This is a genomic window from Halorussus rarus (assembly GCF_003369835.1).
Taxonomy (GTDB): Archaea; Halobacteriota; Halobacteria; order Halobacteriales; family Haladaptataceae; genus Halorussus; species Halorussus rarus.
This window is the reverse complement of record NZ_QPMJ01000001.1, coordinates 202,511-223,158: the sequence shown is the minus strand read 5'-3', so window position 1 is coordinate 223,158 and position 20,648 is coordinate 202,511. Positions and strand designations below refer to the sequence as shown.

Annotated in this window: 20 protein-coding genes and 1 pseudogene; 9 read left to right on the top strand and 12 right to left on the bottom strand. The window is 72.6% G+C overall.

Going from position 1 to position 20,648, the window contains the following annotated elements:
• Positions 1 to 110: 110 nt before the first annotated feature.
• Both DVR07_RS21270 and DVR07_RS01160 read left to right on the top strand, forming a co-directional pair.
• Entirely contained in the window at positions 111 to 254 is a 144-nt protein-coding gene (locus tag DVR07_RS21270; RefSeq protein ID WP_162829395.1) for a hypothetical protein, read from the top strand.
• Between the two features lie 70 nt (positions 255 to 324).
• A complete protein-coding gene (locus DVR07_RS01160; protein ID WP_115794953.1) occupies positions 325 to 750 on the top strand; it encodes a hypothetical protein in 426 nt (141 codons plus the stop codon).
• Positions 751 to 757: 7 nt separating this feature from the next.
• On the opposite strand, the gene DVR07_RS01155 is transcribed toward DVR07_RS01160, so the two are convergent.
• From DVR07_RS01155 to DVR07_RS01120, 8 genes are all read right to left on the bottom strand, one after another.
• A complete protein-coding gene (locus tag DVR07_RS01155; RefSeq protein ID WP_115794952.1) occupies positions 758 to 1,258 on the bottom strand; it encodes a DUF7519 family protein in 501 nt (166 codons plus the stop codon).
• Positions 1,255 to 2,532 (bottom strand): DUF58 domain-containing protein, encoded by a 1,278-nt coding sequence (locus tag DVR07_RS01150; protein WP_115794951.1) that lies wholly within the window; start codon positions 2,530 to 2,532, stop codon positions 1,255 to 1,257. The genes DVR07_RS01155 and DVR07_RS01150 overlap by 4 nt, the downstream gene beginning before the upstream one ends.
• On the bottom strand, positions 2,529 to 3,374 hold the full coding sequence (locus DVR07_RS01145; RefSeq protein WP_115794950.1) for a DUF7269 family protein: 846 nt from the start codon (positions 3,372 to 3,374) through the stop codon (positions 2,529 to 2,531). The genes DVR07_RS01150 and DVR07_RS01145 overlap by 4 nt, the downstream gene beginning before the upstream one ends.
• Entirely contained in the window at positions 3,371 to 4,405 is a 1,035-nt protein-coding gene (locus DVR07_RS01140; RefSeq protein WP_115794949.1) for a DUF4129 domain-containing protein, read from the bottom strand. Before DVR07_RS01140 ends, DVR07_RS01145 begins: the two co-directional genes overlap by 4 nt.
• A gap of 135 nt (positions 4,406 to 4,540) precedes the next feature.
• A complete protein-coding gene (locus DVR07_RS01135; RefSeq protein WP_115794948.1) occupies positions 4,541 to 6,193 on the bottom strand; it encodes a hydantoinase B/oxoprolinase family protein in 1,653 nt (550 codons plus the stop codon).
• Positions 6,190 to 8,268, bottom strand: coding sequence for a hydantoinase/oxoprolinase family protein (locus DVR07_RS01130; RefSeq protein WP_115794947.1), 2,079 nt, complete (start codon positions 8,266 to 8,268; stop codon positions 6,190 to 6,192). The genes DVR07_RS01135 and DVR07_RS01130 overlap by 4 nt, the downstream gene beginning before the upstream one ends.
• Positions 8,269 to 8,420: 152 nt before the next feature.
• A complete protein-coding gene (locus tag DVR07_RS01125) occupies positions 8,421 to 9,260 on the bottom strand; it encodes an ABC transporter permease subunit (RefSeq protein ID WP_115794946.1) in 840 nt (279 codons plus the stop codon).
• Positions 9,257 to 10,174: an ABC transporter ATP-binding protein gene (locus DVR07_RS01120; RefSeq protein WP_115794945.1), complete on the bottom strand. Its 918-nt coding sequence runs from the start codon at positions 10,172 to 10,174 to the stop codon at positions 9,257 to 9,259. Before DVR07_RS01120 ends, DVR07_RS01125 begins: the two co-directional genes overlap by 4 nt.
• A gap of 269 nt (positions 10,175 to 10,443) precedes the next feature.
• Between DVR07_RS01120 and DVR07_RS01115 the strand changes: the two genes are divergently transcribed.
• The 7 genes and pseudogenes from DVR07_RS01115 to DVR07_RS01085 all read left to right on the top strand — a co-directional run bounded on the left by DVR07_RS01115 (position 10,444) and on the right by DVR07_RS01085 (position 17,896).
• A complete protein-coding gene (locus DVR07_RS01115; RefSeq protein WP_240318838.1) occupies positions 10,444 to 12,660 on the top strand; it encodes a type II/IV secretion system ATPase subunit in 2,217 nt (738 codons plus the stop codon).
• Positions 12,661 to 12,797: 137 nt separating this feature from the next.
• The gene (locus tag DVR07_RS01110; protein WP_115794943.1) at positions 12,798 to 14,750 is read left to right on the top strand and encodes a type II secretion system F family protein; all 1,953 of its coding nucleotides are present in this window, start codon (positions 12,798 to 12,800) and stop codon (positions 14,748 to 14,750) included.
• Positions 14,751 to 14,932: 182 nt separating this feature from the next.
• A pseudogene (locus DVR07_RS01105) lies at positions 14,933 to 15,664 on the top strand (DUF7289 family protein); the annotation flags it as partial.
• Positions 15,657 to 16,202 (top strand): DUF7266 family protein, encoded by a 546-nt coding sequence (locus DVR07_RS01100; protein ID WP_115794942.1) that lies wholly within the window; start codon positions 15,657 to 15,659, stop codon positions 16,200 to 16,202. The pseudogene DVR07_RS01105 and the gene DVR07_RS01100, both read left to right, overlap by 8 nt.
• A complete protein-coding gene (locus DVR07_RS01095; RefSeq protein ID WP_240147421.1) occupies positions 16,199 to 16,885 on the top strand; it encodes a DUF7263 family protein in 687 nt (228 codons plus the stop codon). Before DVR07_RS01100 ends, DVR07_RS01095 begins: the two co-directional genes overlap by 4 nt.
• Positions 16,878 to 17,321, top strand: coding sequence for a DUF7262 family protein (locus tag DVR07_RS01090; RefSeq protein WP_115794941.1), 444 nt, complete (start codon positions 16,878 to 16,880; stop codon positions 17,319 to 17,321). Before DVR07_RS01095 ends, DVR07_RS01090 begins: the two co-directional genes overlap by 8 nt.
• Complete coding sequence (locus DVR07_RS01085) at positions 17,309 to 17,896, top strand: DUF7261 family protein (RefSeq protein WP_368280866.1); 588 nt, start codon at positions 17,309 to 17,311, stop codon at positions 17,894 to 17,896. The genes DVR07_RS01090 and DVR07_RS01085 overlap by 13 nt, the downstream gene beginning before the upstream one ends.
• A 54-nt stretch (positions 17,897 to 17,950) precedes the next feature.
• Here the strand turns inward: DVR07_RS01085 and DVR07_RS01080 are convergent, their stop codons facing one another.
• From DVR07_RS01080 to DVR07_RS01070, 4 genes are all read right to left on the bottom strand, one after another.
• Positions 17,951 to 18,736, bottom strand: a complete 786-nt coding sequence (locus DVR07_RS01080; RefSeq protein WP_115794940.1) for an ABC transporter permease subunit — start codon at positions 18,734 to 18,736, stop codon at positions 17,951 to 17,953.
• Positions 18,733 to 19,641, bottom strand: a complete 909-nt coding sequence (locus DVR07_RS01075) for an ABC transporter ATP-binding protein (protein WP_115794939.1) — start codon at positions 19,639 to 19,641, stop codon at positions 18,733 to 18,735. Before DVR07_RS01075 ends, DVR07_RS01080 begins: the two co-directional genes overlap by 4 nt.
• A gap of 178 nt (positions 19,642 to 19,819) precedes the next feature.
• Positions 19,820 to 19,975 (bottom strand): DUF7535 family protein, encoded by a 156-nt coding sequence (locus DVR07_RS21265; protein ID WP_162829394.1) that lies wholly within the window; start codon positions 19,973 to 19,975, stop codon positions 19,820 to 19,822.
• A gap of 119 nt (positions 19,976 to 20,094) precedes the next feature.
• Positions 20,095 to 20,640: a hypothetical protein gene (locus tag DVR07_RS01070; protein WP_115796266.1), complete on the bottom strand. Its 546-nt coding sequence runs from the start codon at positions 20,638 to 20,640 to the stop codon at positions 20,095 to 20,097.
• Positions 20,641 to 20,648: the final 8 nt, after the last annotated feature.

Here is a 20,648-nt window from a genome sequence, read left to right as displayed (position 1 = left end):
AACCCCGTCAGACACCCGTCTGACCGGCGGTCGACCCGGCCGCCCGCCCCCAGTTTCACTTCCGCCGCGGTTGGCTCGGCTTTATATCAACTCGTCGAGCAACGCAGGGTATGAACGCAGACGAATCCGGGGAGGGTTCGGAGACCGAACAGGACGAGGAGAAGGACCTCGCGGACCTCGACCCGAACGCCGAGGAGCAGGCTCGACGAGTCGAGCGACAACTGCGGCGACTCCAGCGCGAGATGCGGGGCTGAGCGGGCGCGGCCCGTCGAATCGTCTCGGCAGACCAACCGCTAAGTGTTCGGAGATGTTATCGTCGCAAGGATGTCCTCCGAGACATATCCCGCTCGGGCGGCGTTCGTCGGCCGGCAACGGGCGTACGCGCTCGAGGCGCTGGCGGTCGCGCTCGCGCTCGCACTCGTCTTCTCGATACCCGGCGCGGTCGGCCCGCTGCCCGACTGGTACCGGCCGGACGTGTACGTCGCCGTCCTCGCGGTGAGTTCACTCGGCGGCGCGGCGGTCCACGCTTACTACAACAGCGGGCTGGTCGTGAGCTGGCTCGTCGCCGGAATCCAGTTCACGCCGATAAACCTCGGGTACACGCTGACCAGCACCTCGGTCGGGGACCCGTCGCTCGCGTTCACGATGGGACTCTTCCTGTTCGTGCTGGGGCTGTACGGTACGGTCGTCGGAACCGTCGGGTTCGCAATCGGCGTCGGACTGCGGGAATCGAGAGGGGCGAGGCGGTAGAACCCCGTCAGGCCCGGAGCGCCGACGTGAGGACGACCGCGGCCAGCAGCAGGAACACCAGCGCGGTCACCGGCCGGCCGCCGGCCGACGCCAGGTAGACCCCGTAGCCGAGTCCGCCCGCGCCCACCGCGACCACGGTGCTCCCGGCGGCGTGGGTCGCTTCGAGCTGGGTCGTGTCGGCTCCCCGCCCCAGCTGGTCGCCGACGTTGATGGCCTGCTCGCCCAGGTCCCACGCCAGCACCGTGGCGATGACGCCCGGCAGCAGCAGGAACGGCGCGCCGACCGCCAGGCCGCCCGCCAGCGCCGCGATCAGCAGCGCGGTCGCCCCGAGGGTGACGGCCCGCAGCGACCCCCGAAACACGCCGAGCGCGACCGCGAGGAACCCGGCCGCGCCGACCGCGAGCCCGACGGACCCCGTGAGCGCGCTGGTGCCGGCCGAGAGCCCGGCCGCAGTCACCGACAGCGCCGACGAGAGGCGAGCGGGCGACCGGTCGATCTCGCGGTTCACGCGCCACCTCCCGCGACCCGGGCGGTCCGGGCCAGCGCCACGCCCAGCGTCTCGTCGACGTCCCAGTCGACGACCCGGACGCCGGCCCCCCGGAGCTCGGAGACGCGCTGACTCCGCTGGGTCCGGGCGAACCGCTGTCCGGCGGTCGCCGTCGCGGTCGGGTCCGGGCTCACTACGGTCACGAGGTGGTCCTGGGCGTCGAGCCGGCGGGCGACCTCCGGGCCGAACTCGTCGCACAGCGGCGTGACGAACACCACCTGCGAGGCGGCGGGCAGCCGCTTGCGGAGCTGCTTCAGCCGCGTGACCGGGTAGAACATCTCGTCCGAGGGCGTCGGCGCGAACGCAGGGTGGGTCGCCAGCAGGTCGCGCGCCCGGGCCTGGTGGTCGGTGCCCGCGCCCGGCGCCAGCCAGCAGTCCGCGGGCCCGAACGACGCCAGCCCCACGCGGTCGCCCGCGTCGAGCAGCTTCGTGACCATCTTGCCCGCGGCGTCGACGCCGAACTGGACCGCGTTGCGCTCGCTCTCGCCGCGCGCGAGGTACGCCTGCTCGCGGGTGTCGACGACCACGACCACGCTGGCGGCCCGCTCCTCGCGGAACTCGACGGTGGTGAGCTCGCCCGTGCGCGCGAGCCGGTTCCAGTCGACCCGCGAGAGCGGGTCGCCCGGGCGGTACTCCCGGGTGGCGTGGAACTCGACGCCCGACCCGCCGGTGTCGGTCGTGACCCGGCCGGTGTACTGGGTGGTCTGGGCGCGCAGGGGCACGTCGACGGTCGTCCCGAGCTTCGGGACGCACCGGAGCGTCGTCTCGCACTCGACTGCGGTCTCGACCTCGACGGCCCCGCTGAAGTCCCGGACGACGGCGGTCACGGGGTCGAACTCGTGCTCGCCGCGCTCGGCCTCGACGGTGTACGTGAAAGATGCCGTCTTCCCCGGCCGGAGCGCGGTCCCGAGCCGGGCCGAGCCGTCGGTCACCGGCAGGGCGTCTGGTACCCCGTCGACGAGGCGGACGTCTGCCAGCATCGCGTCGCCGACGTTCTCGACGACCACCCGGACCCGGACCTCGTCGCCGGGCAGCGGTTCGTCGTCGCTGACGGTCCGTGTCACGTCGAGGTCGACCTCGGGCGTGCCCGCGGTCCGGGCGTAGGCCGCGAACGCGACCCCGACGACGCCCGACAGCAGCACCAGCGGTCGACTGAACAGCACGCCGAGCCCGCCGGCCAGCAGCGCGACCGCGCTCACGCCCTTCCACCGGCGGGTCCGGCGGATCGACTTCACGCTTCGGCCTCCGTTCGACGGTCGGCGTCGGCCGGTTCGGCTCCGCCTCGGTCGGCCTCGGTCGCCCGCTCTGCGTCCGGGGTCGAGCCGCCGCGGTCAGCCGATTCGGTCCCGGCGGACGCGGCGTCCGCGTCCGGGGACGGCGCGTCGCCCGGTCCGCCGGTGTCGGTCCGCCACGACCGGAGGCGCGACAGCCAGCCCTCGGTCCGGGAGCCCCTCGACCCGGTGCCGTCGTCGTCCGGGCCGTCGCTCGACGCCTCGTCGTCCGGGGCGACGCCCGCGGCCCGGGCGACGGCGTCGGCGGTCCGGCGGATGCGGTGCTGGTTGCGCGACTCGGTGCTGGCCGCGAGCCGCAGCCTGTCGAGCAGCGGGGGCGACGGCGCGTCGTCGCCGCCGAGGAACGCCGCGGCGTGGGGGTCGTCGGTCCACGTCCCGGCCGCGATGCGCTCGCGGGCCCGCTCGGGCGAGCAGTTGTCCCGGTCGGCGACCGCCGTGACCGCGGCCTCCCTGAGCGTGTCCCGGAGGTCCGACCGCTCGCGGACGAGCATCCGTCGGGGCCCCGACCGGAGTTCGGCGACGGTCCGGTCGAACTCCTCGCCCGGCGTCGGCACCGACTCGACGGTCTCGACGTCGGGCGTCTCGGCGGCCTCGACCTCGGCGGCCTGGCGGGCCCGGGCGACCCGGAGCCCCTGGACCAGCGCGAGCAGACCCACCGCGGTCACGGCGGCGTAGCCGGTGCCGACGGCCGCGGCGAAGCCGGGGACGAACGCCATCAGCAGGCCGAGCGCGACCGCGACCACGCCGACGACGGTCAGAATCGGATGGTCGTTGTCGTCGGTCACGCGGCGTCACCTCCGTCGTCGGCGTCCGAACCGGCGTCTCCGTCCGGACCGGTGCGTCCCTCCGAATCGGTGTTTCCGCCCCGATTAGCGTCGCCCGGCTCGGTACCGGCGTACTCGCGTTCGATGCGACGCAGCGCGTCGAGGGCCTGCTGTTCGCGCTCCTCGGTCGGCGCCTCGCCGCCGTACCGGACCTCCTCGAACAGCGCGGTGAGCCGGTCGACGTCCTCGCGGGCCATGCCCGCGTCGACCGCGGCCGCGGCGAACTCCGCGGGCGTGCTCGAGGCGGGGTTGCTGACCCGGAGGTGGTCGGTCATCTCGCGCCACGCGCGGAACACCTCGTTGTCCACGTCGGTGGCGTCCTCGATGCGGTCGGCGGCCTCGCCCGCGGCCCGGCCGACGGCGCGCACGTCCTCGGCGGTGTCGGGTTCGGCGAACTCCTCGTCGGAGTCGTCGCCCGAGGAGGAGACGAACAGCAGCGCGACCGCGGCGAGCAGCGCGACGCCGAGGCCCGCCATCAGCAGGAACGAGGGGTCGGTGACGCTCGTCCCGGTGGCGCCGCCGGGCACGCCGCTGCCGCCCTCCGGCACGAGCGTCATGTTGCCGCCGAACATCGACTGGCTGACCTTCGGCAGCGGTTGGGTGCAGCTCGTCAGGACGGCGTGGGCGAACAGCAGCGGGATGCCCACCGGGCCGGCGTAGGCGACGACGCCGACGCCCCCGAGCCGGCGGAAGGCGACGTACGCGCCGAGCCCGAAGACCCCGACGATGGCGGTGATGGCCCACCACGAGTCGAGGAACGCGTAGCAGGGGACGTCCAGCAGCGAGCCGCCGCCGGCGGGCGGCGACGACCGGTTCCCCAGCCCGATGCTGGGCTGGCCGCCCTCGGGTGCGCCCGCGTCGGAGCTCGGCGAACCGAAGCCGAACCCGCCCGAGTCGGTCCGGACGGCCGAGTCGAGCGTCGCCGCCGCGAAGCCGATGGCGACGACTGCGAGCAGCGCGAGGACGACGGGGCGTACGGTGTCACGGTCCACGGTGGAAGGTAGACGGATTGATAACTTAGAGGTTCTGCCTCGTCCTCGGGACGCGGCGTTTCTTTCCTGCGGTTTCGGCCGAATACTTGCGCAGTCGAGGGCGGCGGCTGGGTCCGAACGGGCGGCCGCGACCGCTCACTCGTCGCCGGTCACTTTCTCGTCCACCCGGTCGGCCTCGCGCGCTCCGGGGTCGCGGTCGGCCGGGTCGCCGCGCCCGCCCCCGCCGGGGGTCAGCACCGCGACGGTGGTCCCGGGCTCGACCTCGACGGTGGCCTTCGCGCCGACGCGCTCGCCGTCGACGCGGTTCTCGCCGAGCGCGCCCGATTGGCCGCCGTCGAGGCCCTTCGGCGCGTGTCGCCGGCGCTCGGTGAGCAGCGAGACCGTCGCGCTCGTCTCGACCGTGACCGCGCGTTCGAGCCCGAGGCCGCCGCGGTACTCGCCCGCGCCGCCGGTGTCGGGCCGGAGCGCGTAGCGGTCGACCCGCAGGGGGTACTCGGCTTCGAGGGCCTCGACGGGGGTGTTGAGCGTGTTGGTCATCCCGACCTGGACGCCGTCCATGCCGTCCGACGCCGGGCGGGCGCCGAAGCCGCCGCCGACGGTCTCGTAGTAAGTGAAGTCACCGTCACGGCCCCCGATGATCAGGTTGTTCATCGTGCCCTGCCCCTCGGCGGGCACGCGCTCGGGCACCGCCTCGGCCAGCGCGCGGAACGCGACGTCGGTGACGCGCTGGCTGGTCTCGACGTTGCCCCCGACGACCGCGGCGGGCGGTCTCGGGTTCAACAGGGACCCCTCGGGCGCGCTGACCGAGACCGGGGCGTAGCACCCGTGGTTCGGCGGAATCCCGGGGTCGGTCGCGCACCGGACGACGAAGTAGACCGCGCTCTTGGCGACCGCCAGCGGCGCGTTGAGGTTGCCCGCCACCTGGTCGGCGGTGCCCGCGAAGTCGACCGCGAGCGAGGAGCCCTCGACGGTGACGGTGGCCTCGATCGGGATGTCGTCGTCCGTGACGCCGTCGCCTTCGAGGACGTCGGTGGCCGCGTACTCGCCGTCGGGCAGGTCCGCGATCTCCGACTCGACCCGCTCGCGGGAGTAGTCGATGACGGCGTCGAACGCCGCGAGCAGCCGGTCGCCGTGGTCGGCCAGCAGGTCGCCCAGCCGCTCCTCGGCCCGGTCGTTGGCGGCCAGCTGGGCACGGAGGTCGGCCCGCCGCTCGTCGGGCGTCCGGACGTTCGCCAGCAGCAGGTCGCGCACGTCCTCGTTCACCTCGCCGCCCGCGACGAGTCGGACCGGCGGCAGGCGCAGGCCCTCCTGATAGATTTCTCGCGCGCCCGCGGGCATGCTGCCGGGCGTCATCCCGCCGACGTCGGCGTGGTGGGCGCGGGAGACCGCGTACCCGACGATCTGCTCGTCTCCGATGGCGACCTCCTCGCGAGAACCGGCGTCGGCCGCCACTTCGGGCGCGAGCGGCGAGACCAGCGTCACGTCCGGCAGGTGGGTCCCGCCCGCGAAGGGGTCGTTGACGACGAAGGTGTCGCCGGGTTCGGGGTCGCAGTCGAGGACGGCGTCGACCGCCTCGGGCATCGCGCCGAGGTGGACCGGGATGTGCTCGGCCTGGGCGACCAGCCGGCCCTCGGCGTCGAACAGCGCGGTCGAGCAGTCCTGGCGCTCCTTGATGTTGGGCGAGTACGCCCCGCGAATCAGCACCTGTCCCATCTCCTCGGCGACGCTCTCGAGTTGATTCCGCAGAATCTCGAGCTCGACGGAGTCGATGTCGGCGGCGGCGGTCATCGCGCTCCCTCCTCGTCGGTACTACTGCCTCGCCGATCCCTCGACAGCACCAGCGTCCCGTCGTCGCGGACCGACGCCCGCCACCCCGGCGGGACGACCACGGTGCTGTCGGCCTGCTCGCAGATCGCGGGCCCGGCGAACGACTCGCCCGCCGGCAGCGCCTCCCGGCGGTAGACCGGCGTCTCGCGGAACCCGTCCCCGAAGTCGGCCTCGCGCTCCCCGACCCGGGCCTCGCCCGAGTGCTCGTAGGCGACCGCGGGCGTCTCGCGCGCGACGGTCGCGCTCACTCGCAGACCGACGAGGTCGACCGCCTCGTTCATCCGGTAGCCGTAGGTCGTCTCGTGGGCCGCGTGGAACCGCTCGGCGACCGCCTCGGGGTCGAACGGCTCGCCGACCGCCACCGACAGCTCGAAGCTCTGGCCGGCGTACCGCAGGTCGGCGCGGCGGTCGACCGCGGCGGCGTCGGGGTTCCGGAGGTCGCCTCGGGCTTCGTCCGCCAGGTCCGCGAGGACCGCCTCGATCTCGTCCGAATCGGCGTCGGCGAGCGAGGCGCGGTGGGTCCGGACCGCGTCGCGGGTCTCGTCGGCCGCGAGCAGGCCGAACGCCGAGAGGACCCCGCAGGCCCGCGGGACGACCACCCGCTCGACGTCGAGGTGGTCGGCGAGCGCGGCGGCGTGCATCGGCCCCGCGCCGCCGAACGCCGCCAGCGCGAACGCCCGGGGGTCGTGGCCGCGCTCGACCGTGACCGCCCGGACCGCCCGGGTCATGCTGGCGTTGGCCACCCGGTAGACGCCGCGGGCGGCCTCGACCGGTCCCGCGAGGTCCGCTTGCTCGGCGAGGTCGGCGAGTGCCTCGCGGGCGGCGTCGACGTCGAGCGAGAGTTCGCCGCCCAGCGCGGTGTCCCCGCCCAGATAGCCCAGCACGACGTTCGCGTCGGTGACGGTGGGGTCGGTGCCGCCGCGGCCGTAGCACGCCGGACCGGGATCGGCGCCCGCCGATTCGGGGCCGACCCGGAGCGCGCCGCCGTCGTCGACCCACGCGAGGCTCCCGCCGCCCGCACCCACCGTGGTCACGTCCACCATCGGGACGCCCACGGGACGGTCGCCGATCTCGGCCTCGGTGGTGCGCTCGACCTCGCCGTCCCGGACGAGGCTCACGTCGCTGGAGGTGCCGCCCATGTCGAAGGTGACCAGGTCCCGCGCCTCGGACGCCGATTCGGTCGGGGCGTCCGCGCCTTCGGCGTCCGCGGCCGCTCCCCTCGCGGTTGCGTCCGCGCCGACGACCCCCGCAGCGGGGCCGGAGAGGCAGGTCGTCACGGCGTGCTCGCGGACGGTGGCGGCGTCGGCGATGCCGCCGTTCGACTGCATCACGAGCGGGGCCGGTACCCCGGCGTCCCCGGCGCGCTCGACCAGTCGGCCGAGGTAGTCGTCTATCTTCGGGGTCACGTAGGCGTCGACCGCGGTCGTGGCGGTGCGCTCGTACTCACGGAACGCCGCCAGCACCTCGTGGGACGCCGAGACCGGGACGTCGAGTTCGTCGCGCAGCACCTCGGCGACGACCCGCTCGTTGCCCGGTTCGGCGTAGGCGTGGAGCAGCGAGACCGCGACGCTCTCGGCGCCGCTGTCCCGGATGTCGTCGGCGAGCGCCCGGACCTCGCTCTCCTCGACCGCGCGCTCGACGCCGTCGGGAGTCGCGCGCTCGGCCACCTCGAAGCGCCGTCGCCGGGGGACCAGCGGGTCGGGCTTCTCGGCGTCCAGGTCGTACAGCGCGGGCCGGTCCTGGCGGCCGATCTCGAGCACGTCGCGGAACCCCTCGGTGGTGACCAGCGCGGTCCTGGCGCCCTCGCCCTCGAGCAGTGCGTTCGTCGAGACGGTCATCGCGTGGGAGAAGACGTCGACGTCGCCGGGGTCGAGGTCGGCCTTCGCGCACGCCCTCCGGACGCCCTCCAGGACCCCCTCGCTCTGGTCGTCGGTAGTCGGGACCTTCGCGGTGACGAGTTCGCCGTCGCCCGCGAGCAGGACGACGTCGGTGAAGGTGCCGCCCACGTCGGCGCCGACCCGGACCTCGCCGGTCACGGTTCGTGGCCTCCTCGCAACTCGTCGGCGTCGCGGTGGTTCATGAGTTGTGCCAGTCGGCCGACCGGCTAATAGTTGGTGTCGAGACGGCCCCCGACGAGAGCGGCAGAATCCGAGAAGCGGACCGGAACGGGTGGAAGCGACCGCCGCGGTCAGTCGATGTCGACGCGCTGGAACCGCCAGTAGCCCAGCGCCACCGGCACGACCAGCCAGACGACCAGGATGACCAGGCCGAACCAGTTCTGGACGTAGAACGGGACCGACGACCCGGCCAGCGCCTCGGCCGGAACGATAGAACCGGCGCCCGAGAACACGAGGTCGGCGGCCTGCGAGTAGGCGTTGTTGGGGTTGAGCACCTGGACCAGGTAGTACCACGCCGGGAGCCGGCTCGTGGCGCCGGGCAGCGCGCCCTCCACGAGGTAGTAGACGCCGAGCGGAACGACGTTCCAGAGGACCTGGAAGAGGAAGAACGCGCCGACGGCCAGCGCCATGGCCCGCGACCGGGTGGCCGCGAACGCCGACGCGCCGATGGCGATGCCCACGTACGTGAGCCCGAACAGAACGGTCACGAGCGTCACGAGGACGAAGTCCACGACTGCGAGGTCGCCGAACAGCGCGAGCGCGGTGACGGCCGCGCCGACGAACGCGACGACGATGCCGACCGCGACCACCGCGGTCCGCCCGACGAGCTTCCCGAACACAACGTCTGCGCGCGTGTGGGGCAGGCCGAGCAGGAGCTTGATGCTGCCCGACTCGCGCTCGCCGGCGATGGCGAGGTACGCCACCACGAGCGCCGTGAGCGGGATGATGAGGCTCGCCGGGACGGTGACGAACTGGAGCACGTCGGGCAGCCCCGGCGTCTCGCCCAGGACCGACTCCCGGACGTACACCGCGCCCGCGGTGAACAGCAGGAAGAGGGCGGTGATGGCCCAGAGCATCCGCGAGCGCACCGCGTCGTCGAAGTCCTTGCGCGCGACGACGAGCCAGCTCACGCCGACACCCCCTCGGTGGTGTAGGCCGCGAACAGGTCCTCCAGCGACGCCTCCGTGGTCGAGATGTCGGTGACGGTCGCGCCCTGGGCCTCGACCTGGTTGATGATCTCGGACTTGACCCCCGGGTCGCTGACCGTGACCCGGATGACGTCGCCGGCCGCCATCACGTCGCTGACCGCCTCGATGCCGCTGAGGTCGAGGTCGTCGGGCACGCGGTCGACCGCGAGTTCGAGCGTCGACCCGCGGCCGACCGACTCCCGGAGCCCCTCGATGGTGTCCTCGGCGACCAGCCGGCCCTCGTTCATGATGCCGACCCGGTCGCAGACCGCCTCGACCTGGCCCAGGATGTGGCTCGAGAAGAAGACGGTCGTGCCGCGGCCCGCCTCGTCGCGCACTATCTCGCGCATCTGGCGCGCGCCGTTGGGGTCGAGGCCAGAGGAGGGTTCGTCCATGATGAGCAGGTCGGGGTCGCCGACCAGCGCCATCCCGAGCGCGAGGCGCTGGCTCATCCCGGTCGAGTAGCCGCCGGCCTTCCGGTCGGCCGCCTCCGGGTCGAGCCCGACCCGGTCGAGGATCTCGCCGGGGTCGTCGTCGGTGCCCTTCGAGTCGACGGCGAACTCGACGTGCTTGCGGCCGGTGAGCCGGTCGTAGAGGTCGAACCCCTCGGGCAGGATGCCGATGCGCCGGTGGATGGCCTGGGTCTCCTCCTGGGCGTCGTGACCGAGGACGGTCGCGGTGCCCGTGGTCGGCCGGATGTAGTCGAGCAGCACGTTGATGGTGGTGGACTTGCCCGCGCCGTTCGGCCCGAGGTAGCCGAACACCTCGCCCTCCTCGACGGTGAGGTTCAAGTCGTCGACGGCGACCACGTCATCGCCGAATCGCTTCGTCAGATTCTCGGTTCGGATAGCCGCCATGCAATAATTGTCAGAGCGTTTTCTATTCAAAGTTCGCATTGAACGTTCGGTCAGGTCGGATTCGTCCCGCGGACTCCGCGGCCCTGGACCGGAAGAGGACGACGGCAACCGCGCGACGATGGTCGACCGGTTCGTCTGCTCCGACCGGTCCCGACCCGCCGTCGCGCTCGCTCGTTGCGATCGGCAGCGTCGCCACACCTCGCCAGCGATCGACACTCCATCATCTGAATTGGCGAAAATTTAAGTCTATAATATAGTGAATGGTTGGTGTGACCGAAACGCTCCCGACGAGCGGCGCCGGGCCCGCCGAAACGCCGCCGCAGGTGCCGCCGCCGAAGCCGCCGGACGACCCCGAGGCGTGGTACGCGCCAGAGGTCCGGGCGCAGTACGAACTCCACCCTGACGTCGTCGCCACAATCGCCGAGACCGGCGACGGATTCGACTACCGCGTGCGGGAACCGCCGCTCTCGCCCGGCGGCGAGGACGCTCTGGCGACCGTCGAGGACCACTTCGCCGACGCCAACCTCGCCCGGCCGCTGACCCGGGAGGGCGCCGGCGAGCGGATGGCGGCCGGCTTCGATCCGAAGTACCGCCGCATCGTCGACCGGCTGACAGATTTGCCGCCCGAGAGCCGACGGGCGGTCGAGTACTACGCGCTCCGGGACCTGCGGTGTCTCGGCGAACTGACGCCGCTGGCGCTCGACGACGACATCGAGGTGGCCGACAGCGCGAGCGACCGGCTCGTGGTCCACACCGACGACTACGCGCCGGCCGACACCGACCTGCCGGCCGACGCCGAGTACCTCGAGCGGTTCGCCAGCGAGCGCGTCGAGCGCCACACCGTCGCCTTCCGGGAGTTCCGGGTGCCGGTCGTGGTCTACCGCGAGCACCTGTTGGCCAACGACTCGTTCGCGACCAAGTACGCGGTGCTCGAACCCGACCTGCTACCGGGCGACGAGGAACTCATCCAGGAGTGCAAAGACCGGATCTGGGAGACCAACGTCGACGGCGTGGTCGAGGACCGCGCGGCGTTCGTCCGCGAGCGCGCCCGGACCTTCCTCTCGCGGCGACTGACCGCGCGCAACACCAGGGCGTGGCTCGACGCCGCCGCCTACCGGGTCCGGACCGCGCTCGCGGAGTACGATCTGGCGGTCCCGCCCGTGAACCACCGGTTCTCGGCCGACCGCCTCTCGGACCTGGTCTACTACGTGATGCGGGACTTCGTCGGCCACGGGAAGCTGACCGTCCCCATCCGCGACGACCTGCTGGAGGACATCGAGGCCAACCGGGTCGGCGAGCGCATCAAGGTGGTGCCGCGCGGCCGGGAGATCGGCCACGGCGAGCGCGCGCCGACCAACCTCGCGTTCGAGGACGAGGCCGAGTTCGCCAACGTCGTGACCCAGATGGCCGCCAGCGACGGCACCGAGCTCAACGCCTCGAACCCCAGCGCGAAGGTGAACCTCCGGCCCGAGGGCGTGTCCGAGGAGGTGACCATCCGGGCCGCGCTGGCGCTCGGGGTCATCAGCGAGGACGGCCCGCACATCTCCATCCGGAAGCAGGCCCCCGAGGCGATGACGCCCGTCGACCTGCTGGAGTCGGGTAGCCTCTCGACCGAGATGGTCACGCTGCTCTGGCAGGTGTACGAGCACCACGGCGTCGTCCTCTTCTCGGGACCGACGGGCACTGGGAAGACGACGCTGATGAATTCGCACATGCCGTTCATCCCGTACCGCGACCGGCCCATCTCCATCGACGAGGGCTCTCGGGAGGTGCGACTGCCCCACGAGACCGGCGTCTCGCTCACCACCCGCGACCACGAGAGCGACTACAAGCGGGTCACGATGGCCGACCTGATGACCGAGTGCAATTATCTCAATCCGGACGTCGAGGTCATCGCCGAGATCAACACGCCGGCGAGCTTCGAGACGTTCGCCGAGAGCCTGAATACGGGTCACGGCATCATCGGCACCACCCACGCCGAGGACGTCGAGAAGCTGATCAACCGAGTCGTCGAGCAGGGGCTGCCGCCGTACCACCTCCGGGAGCTGGACCTCGTCGTCTTCCCCCGGCTGGTCGACGGCGACCGCTACGTCGGCGAAGTCGTCGAACTGCTCACCGAATCCGAGTACGAGAGACTGGACCCGACGGAAGCGCGATGCGGCGCGGTCGAGAAGGACGGCGCGACCGTCTACTGGAACGCGGTCGCGTGGCGCGACACCGACGGCGAGTTCCAACTGGCGTACGACCACCCGCGGCTGGGCGACGAGGCGGCGGACAGGGGACTCCGCTTCTTCGACCGCCTCGCCGAGCGGACCGACCGCACCCCCGACGCGGTCGAGGACGAGTTCCACCGCAAGCACCGCTACGTCCAGTACATGGCCCGGGAAGGTATGAACGACTTCGAGGACCTGTTCGCGTTCCTCGCGGACCTCCGGAACGACGAGGCCGCGACCGTCGAGCGCGTGAAGCGAGAGGGAACGCCGTAGCGACGGCGCAGAATCCCTTTCACCACAGCGCAGAGCCTCCATCTCGGAAACCACATATTATCGCTATAAGTACCTGAATTTAAGTACTACAAAGAATGGAATAACCCTCATGAACGCGATTCGAGGAGGGTGCTGCGGTGACCACTGCAACTGAGGCGGAACCTGCGGGCGCGACCACGGAGGCGAGCGACGCGTACGCAACGGCCGAGGCGGCCGGCACGCCCACGCTCTCGGTGCTGGACCGGGCGCTCTACGCGCTGTTCTCCCGGCACGCCGACGCGACGCGGCACGACGCCGACCGCAAGCGCTACCGTGCGACCGACGTGAGCGCGAGCTTCGACGTCTACCTCTCTCGGACCTACGGCCTGTCGTGGCTCGCACTCGCGCTCGTCGGCGGGTGGACGTTCGTCACCGTCGTGGCGCTGCCCGACGCCACGCTCGGGGCCGCAGCCGGCTTCCTCCGGCGCGGGGTCCCCGGCCTCGAAACCGTGGGCGCGCCGGCCGTCTCGCGGAACGCGGCGGCCGCGGGGACGGGGGTCGCGGTCGGCCTCGCGGCCAAGCGCGCGACCGTCGCGCTCGGCGGACGCTACCTCGAGTGGCTCGCGAGCGCCCGGCGGTCGAACATCGAGCGAACGCTTCCGGGCGCGGTCCGGTACCTCCACGCGCTCTCGTCGGGGAGCGACGACGGGGCGGCCATGCTCCGGAAGGTCGCCGACCGCCAGCAGGCGTACGGCGAGACCGCCGTGGCGTTCCGGAAGGCGCTCAACAGAGCGACCCTGACCGGGAGCCTCGGCGAGGGGCTGCGGGCGGTCTCGCGGGACACGCCCTCCCGGGACGCGCTCGCGCCGTTCCTGGTGAAGTTCCGCGAGCACGCCGAGCAGGGACCCGACGCGCTGGCCCAGTACCTCCAGATGGAGAGCCGGATGCTGTCGAACCGCCAGGCCAGGGACCGCGAGCAGGCCGGCGACTTCCTCGAACTCATGGCCGAGATGTTCGTCGTCCTGCTGGTGCTCCCGGCGCTGCTCGTCATCGTCGTGACCGTGATGAGTGTGCTCGCGCCTGGGCTAGGCGAAACCACCGCGACGCCGCTCGGCCCGATCACGGTCCGGGCGCTGCTCGTCTACGGGAGCGCCGGGTTCATCCTGATCGTCGGCGGCGTCGCGGCCGCGGTGGTCGGCTCGCTGCGCCCCCAGGACCAGTCGGGTCGGGACTACCGACGTCCGGCCGGACCGCTCGCGACACTCGCCAGCGCGTTCCGGAACCCCGCGAGCGCGTTAGTCGTGTTCGCACCACCCGCGGTCGCCTTCGGCGGCGCGCTCCTGACGGCCGACTATCGACCGGTCGACGCCGTCCTGCTGGGCTACGTCGCGCTGTCGGTCCCGGTGGGGCTGGTCGCGCTCCGGCGGGCCAACATCGACGACGCCAAGGACCGCGAGATAACCGACTTCGTCCACGCGGTCTCGGGCCACGTCAGCCTCGGTCGGCCGTTCTCCGCCGCGGTCGAGCGCGTCGCACGGGACGTGGATCTCGGCGCGCTGAACGACGACGTGGCAGACCTCGCCTTCAACGTCAACCTGACCACGCGCGACGGCGACCGCCAGGCCGCCGCGCTCTCGCGGTTCGTCGACCGGGTCGGCACGCCGCTGGCCGACCAGACCATCGGCCTCGTCACGGGCGCGCTCGACGCCGGCGGCGACGCCGAGGCGGTGTTCGAGACCCTCCAGGTCGAGATCGGTCGGCTCTACCACGAGCGGAAGTCGCTGCGCGCGAACATGCTGGTGTACGTCGCGGTCGGGTGGACCACGGCGTTGCTGGTCGTCGGCATCATGGTCGCGGTCGACGCCTACGTCCTCGACAGCTTCGCCCAGCTCTCGTCCATCTCGACCGCCGACGCCGGCATCGCGCTCGACGCCGACGCCGTGCAACCCGCGCGCGACCGCCGACGGTTCTACGTCGTCACGCAGGCGACGATGCTGGCCTGCGGGTGGTTCGCCGGGTACGCCAGCCGCGGGCGATACGAGGCGCTGCTCCACTCGGGCGCGCTGGTCGGGGTCGCGTACTTCGTGTTCGCGGGGGTCGGGATGGTGTGAGTCGTAGCTGTCGCACCGACGCCGACGGGCGTCGGAATCGAGAACTACGACTCAGTAGCCGCGATGTTTGCATCGATGCCGATGGGCATCGGACTCGGACATCGCGGCTCAGTTGGCGGAGCCGTCGCACCGACGCCGACGGGCGTCGGACTCGCGGACTTCCATTCGGGAACCGCGACCGCGCCCAGTCGAACGTCGTCGGCGTCGCCGTCCTGCTCGGGGTGGTCGTGGTCGCGCTCGGATCGCTGACCGCCGGCATCGGAACGGTCGTCGAAGAGAACGCCGCGGCGGCCGACTCGGCCCGCGTGGCCGCCGACTTCGACGCGGCGCTCGACCCCGTCGCGGCGACCGGCGTCCACCGGGGCCGCGTGTCGTTCACCGAGGGGCAACTCCGGACCGTCGAACGGGACCTCCGCGTGCTGAACGAGACCGGAGTGGTGCGGCGGATTCGGGTCGACGCGCTCGTCTTCACCGCGGGCGACCGCCGGGTGGCGTTCCTCGCCGGCGCGGTCGTGCGTGGCCCGCCCGACAACGCTCGGCTACGGACGGCGCCACCGGTCACGGCCTCGCGCGGCGGAGGCGGCGCGAGCGGAGGAGACCAACCGGGCGTGCTCGTGGTCGGTGCGCCGAAGCTGAACGGATCGGCGGCCGTCTCGGCGACCGGGGGCGGATCGGTCGTCCTCCGGACGAGCGTCAGCCACCACCGGACCGCGCTGGGCAACGGCACCTACCGGGTAGCGGTCGAGACCGCGACCCCCGAGGCGTGGCGCCGCCACTTCGAGCGTCGGAACGCGACGGCGACGACCCGGGACTTCGACGGCGACGGCGTCACCAGCGTCGTGGCCTCGTACCCGGGCGAGCGGGTGGCCTACCTCGTCGTCCACGACATGCGACTGGAGGTGCGGCATGCCTGACCGTCGTCGCGGCCCGAATCGCAGTCGGAATCGGGGTCGCGCCGCATTCGCCGACGAGCGAGCGGTCTCGCCGGTCGTCGGGAAGGCCCTGGAGGCCAGTATCGTCGTCCTCTACGTCGCCTTCCTCTCGGCGACCCTCTACGGCGGGGTCGTCCCCGAGTACCGGACCGCGGCGGGCGCGGAGGTCGGCGAGCGCGTGCTGGCCCAGTCGGCCGCGCGCGTCCAGCAGGCCGTGCCGCCCGACGCCCGCGCGGTCGAGAGTCGCACCGCAGTGTCGCTCCCTCGGACAATCCGCGGGCGAGCGTACGCCGTCCGGGTCGTGAACCGGACCCTGGTGCTTGACCACCCGCGAGACGGGGTCGGCGGTCGGGTCGCGCTCGCGCTCCCCGAAATCGTCGACTCGGTCCGGGGCAACTGGTCGAGTCGAGACCCGGCGTTCGTAGTGGTCCGGAGCCACGGTGACGACCTGGCTGTCCGACTCGAATCAAGTGGTAGACGCGACAGCGGCCGGGTCGGCACCAGCGGAGGGGATGGATGACCCGCCGCGACCGCGCCCAGATGAACCTGCCCGCGCTGGCGGTCGCGCTGCTCGTCGTGACCACCGTGACGGTCGTGAGCGTCGGGATGGCCGACCGGGCGTATTTGAGCGCCGAGCGCGACGCCGACCGGCACCGGGTCGCGGTCGCGCTCTCGGAGCGATTCGTCGGCCCCGAGTCGCGGGTCACCGCCCGCACCAACGTCCTCGACGCCGGTACCGTCTCGAGGCTGAACGCCAGCCGACTCCGGTCTCTGTTTCCGGTGGCCGAGGGCAAGGACGTGCGGGTCCGGCTCGGCGACCGGACGGTCGCGGCCGCGGGCGAGCCCACGGGCGGGACGACGGTCCGGCGCATCGTGCTGGTGGAGAACCGGACCGCGGCGTCGCTGACGCCGAACCTCTCGGCGAACGCCCCGGCCGTGACGCTCCCGCGCCGGTCGCCCCGGGTCACCGTCGCGCTCGCCCCGCCCGCCGGAACCGACGTGACCGCGGTCCGGGCGAACGGTCGGATCGTCCTCCGGAACGTCTCGGGGCTGGAGGGGACGTTCTCGGTCGACCTCTCGCGGTTCGAGACCGCGACGCTCGCGTTCGAGACCGACGGTCCGCTCCCCACGGGGAGCCTGGAACTGACCTACTATCCGGCCGAGACCCGGAAGGCGGTGCTGGCGGTGACCGTCGATGACTGAGGGGCGAGCCGGCGGCCGTTCCCCGCCGCGACCGGTCAGAGGACAGCTCTCGCTGTCGGTCGTCGAGGCCGGCGTCGGCGCGGTGCTGGTGCTCGCGGTCGCGATGGGGTTCGCGCTGGGCGTCCCGTCGGCCGCCGACGGGTCGGCCCAGCTGGACCTCTACGCCGAGGACGCCGCGACCGTGCTCGCGGGCGAACCGCCGCGCCACGGCGGGGCGACCCGGCTCTCGGAGGTCGTCCGCTCGCCCGACGCCTTCGACCGAGAGCGCTCCGCGCTCCGGCGGCGGGTCGAGCGCATCCTGCCCGACAACCTGCTGTTCCGGGTCCGGACGCCCCACGGAGCGGTCGGGTTCCGGAAGCCGGCCGGGGCTGCGGTCGGGTCGGCCACGGTGAGCACCGCGCACGGCGACGTGACGATCTGGGTGTGGTACGCGTGACGGTCGGCGGTTCGGACCCCGACGCGACGGACCGCGGGGCGGCGCCGGCCCAGCCCCCGACCGACCGCGGCCAGCTCGTGCTCGCGGCGGCCGCGATAGTCGCCGTCGCGCTCGCTCCCGTCGTGATGGCGTACCTCCAGCTGGGCTACCACGCCGACGTGACCGCCGGCGGGCAGTTCGACGCGCCGGGCCGGAACGCCGAGCGCCTGCTCACGCGGGCGGTCCACGGCGCCGCGACCGGCGTGCCCGGTAAATTCGCGTGGGACGAGCGCGGGGAGGCCGCGGCCGCGGTGCACGCCGACCTGCGGCCCAGGCTCGACGCGCTCCGGTCCTCGCGGGTCGAATCCGGGACCGTCTACCAGGTCGAGTACAACCGGTCGGCGGCCGAGGCGTGGCGGCGCGCCAACTGCCCCGTCGGGCCGGACCGGCAGTTCGGCTACTGCGACGCGAGGCGTGGCGTGGTCGTCCAGGAGCGCGCCGGCGAGACGCACGTCCTGGCGGTGGCGTTCGACGTGCGCGTGACGACCGACGACGCTGAGATGGAGTTCACGACCGTCGTCGGCGCCCTCGGATGAGAAGTTCCTCGGTTGCGGGAGGTCCGCGAGCCGACGGCCTGAGCCGTCGTCCGGCTACAGGTCGCTGCGCTCGAATCGCAGCGTTCCGAGCGCGAGCGGGATGCAGAGCCAGGCGGCGAGCACGAGCAGGGCGAACCACGCGGTCTGGTAGAACGCCCCGCCGGGGAGCGAGCTCCCGGGAGCCAGTCCGCGGACCGCCGTCTGGAACGCGGTCGTGGGGTTCAGCTGGGCGAACGCCGCGACCCACTCCGGCGTCGGTCCGGACGGGAACGAAAAGCCGTTGAGGACGTACCGGACGATAGTCGGTATTTGGCTCCACAGGCCCGCGAACAGCAGGAACGAGCCGAACGCCAGCACCGCGGCCCGGTTGGTCGTCCGGACGCTCGCCGAGAGCCCGACCGCGAGGCTCGCGACCGCGGCCCCCAGCGCCACCGTGAGTACCCAGGCGACCGCGAGCACGCCGAGGTCCGGAACGCCGTCGGTGACGAGGCGAATCAGCGCGGCGACGGCGAAGCTGACGGTCACCAGCGTCGCGATGACGGCCGCGCGACCCACCGCGGTCCCGACCGCGACCTCTCGGCGGGTATGGGGGAACGACAGCACGACGCGGAGCCCGCCGTTCTGGCGGCTCCCGACGACGCCCTGGTAGCCGGCGGTGAGAGCCGTCAGCGGGACGAAGTACGCCGCGACGGTCGCGAGCGAGGAGCCCAGCGGCATGCTGCCGGCCGAGACGTACGCCAGCAGCCCGAACAGCAGGACGTACACCGCGAGGTACACCCAGCCGGACCGCGACCGGTGCGGGTCCAGCGCGTTGCGCTCGGCGACGACGAGCCAGCTCACGCCCGACCCTCCGTGTACGCCGCGAACAGCTCGTCGAGCGACGCGTCGCTCGTCTCGATGTTGCGGACCATCGCCCCGTCGGCGCGGAGCGCGTCGAGCGCGTCGATCTTCCGGTCGTCGGGGCACGACAGCGACACCGCGGTCCCGTCGACCGAGACGTTCGACACCCCGTCGACCTCGCGGACGGCTTCGAGGCGACCGTCGGGCGACCCGTCGAGCGTGACCGTCATGGTCGCCTCGGAGCCGACCGTCTCCTGGAGGCCTTCCATGGTGTCGACAGCCACGAGGTCGCCGTCGGCCAGGATGCCGACCCGATCGCAGACCGCCTCGACCTGCCCGAGGATGTGGCTCGAGAAGAAGACGGTCGCGCCCCGGTCGGCCTCTTCGAGGACGATCTCGCGCATCCGGCGCGCCCCGTTGGGGTCGAGGCCCGTGGAGGGTTCGTCGAGGATGAGCAGGTCGGGGTCGCCGACCAGCGCCATCCCCAGCAGGAGGCGCTGGGCCATCCCCTTCGAGAAGCCGCCGACCCGGCGGTCGAGCACGTCGCCGAGCCCGACGCGGTCGAGGAGGGCCCGCGGGTCGTCGTCGGCGTCCTTCGAGTCGATGGCGAACTCGAGGTGGTGGCGCGCGGTCAGGTGGCCGTCGAGGTGGTAGCCGTCGGGCAGGACGCCGACGCGCCGGCGGATCTGCTTGGTCTCGGCCTGGGCGTCGAGGCCGAACACCTCGGCGCGACCGCCGCTGGGTCGGACGAAGTCGAGCACGATGTCGATGGTGGTGGACTTACCGGCGCCGTTCGGGCCGAGGAAGCCGAACACCTCGCCCTCCTCGACCGCGAGGTCGAGGCCGCGGAGGGCGACGACGTCGCCGAACCGCTTGCTGAGGGACCGTAGTTCGATGGCGGGCATGTCGCTCCGTTCAGACGTTCGACACAAGGCTCTTGTGTTTCAGCTGTCACGGTCGCCGTCTCGGTCGCGAGGTGGTTCCCCCGACGGTTCGAGGCGCGACGACAGATAGTACTGCCTGAACGTATCGTATGACGAGAAGCGGGAACGTGCCGCGTCGGTCGACGCCGATGCCGGTTCGCTACTTGCCGGTCAGCTTCTGGAAGACGAACAGCGCGACGATGAGCGGCAGGGCGGGAATCAGCAGCACTGCGGCCCCGATCCCGACGGCGTAGCCGATGGCGCTCATCTCGCTGTTCGGCTGCTGTCCGGCGTAGTCGGACACCTGGTTCACCATACCAGTTAAACTAGCGGTCGGCGAACATATCAATCATTCTAATCGCGCTCGGGTTGCCGCTTCCCGTCGGTCGGTTGTCCGGCCGAGCGCCGAAACCGCGCGTTCGGCGCGCGAGGAGATTACTGCAGTTCCCCGTCCAGACCCCACTCGGCCGCTCGCTCCCTGGCCTCCTCGCGGGCGCGGTCGCGTATCGCCTCGATCTTCTCCTCGTCCTCCAGGAACGCCTCGACCGCGTCGAGCGACTCCCCGCCGGGCGTCTCGTCGACCGCCCCTCCGCGGTCGTCGCCCCGGCTGTCGTCCGGGACGGCCGCCCGCGTGCGCTCGGCGAGGTCGGGGTCGCCCGCGAGGCGCTCGGCGGCCAGTCCCGGCGGGACCCGGAGGTCGGGCCGGTCGTGCCGGGCGAGCGCGTCGTCGGGCAAGCGGCGCAGCGCCACGTCGTAGGGGCCCGGCGCGGCGAGGTCGGCCAGCGCCTCGGGGCCGCCGCGGTCGGTGCCCGTGTGGTAGGCGAACCGGGGCACCCCGTCCTCGAACGCGACCAGGCCCGCCCCGTCGGCGTCGAGTAGAAGCGCGTCCTGCGGTTCGAGCACGGCGTACCCGGTGAGCTCGCGGTCGAGCGCCGCGGCCAGCGGGACGGCCGGGTCGGACTCGACGCGCGAGCGGAGCAGGGTCCCCT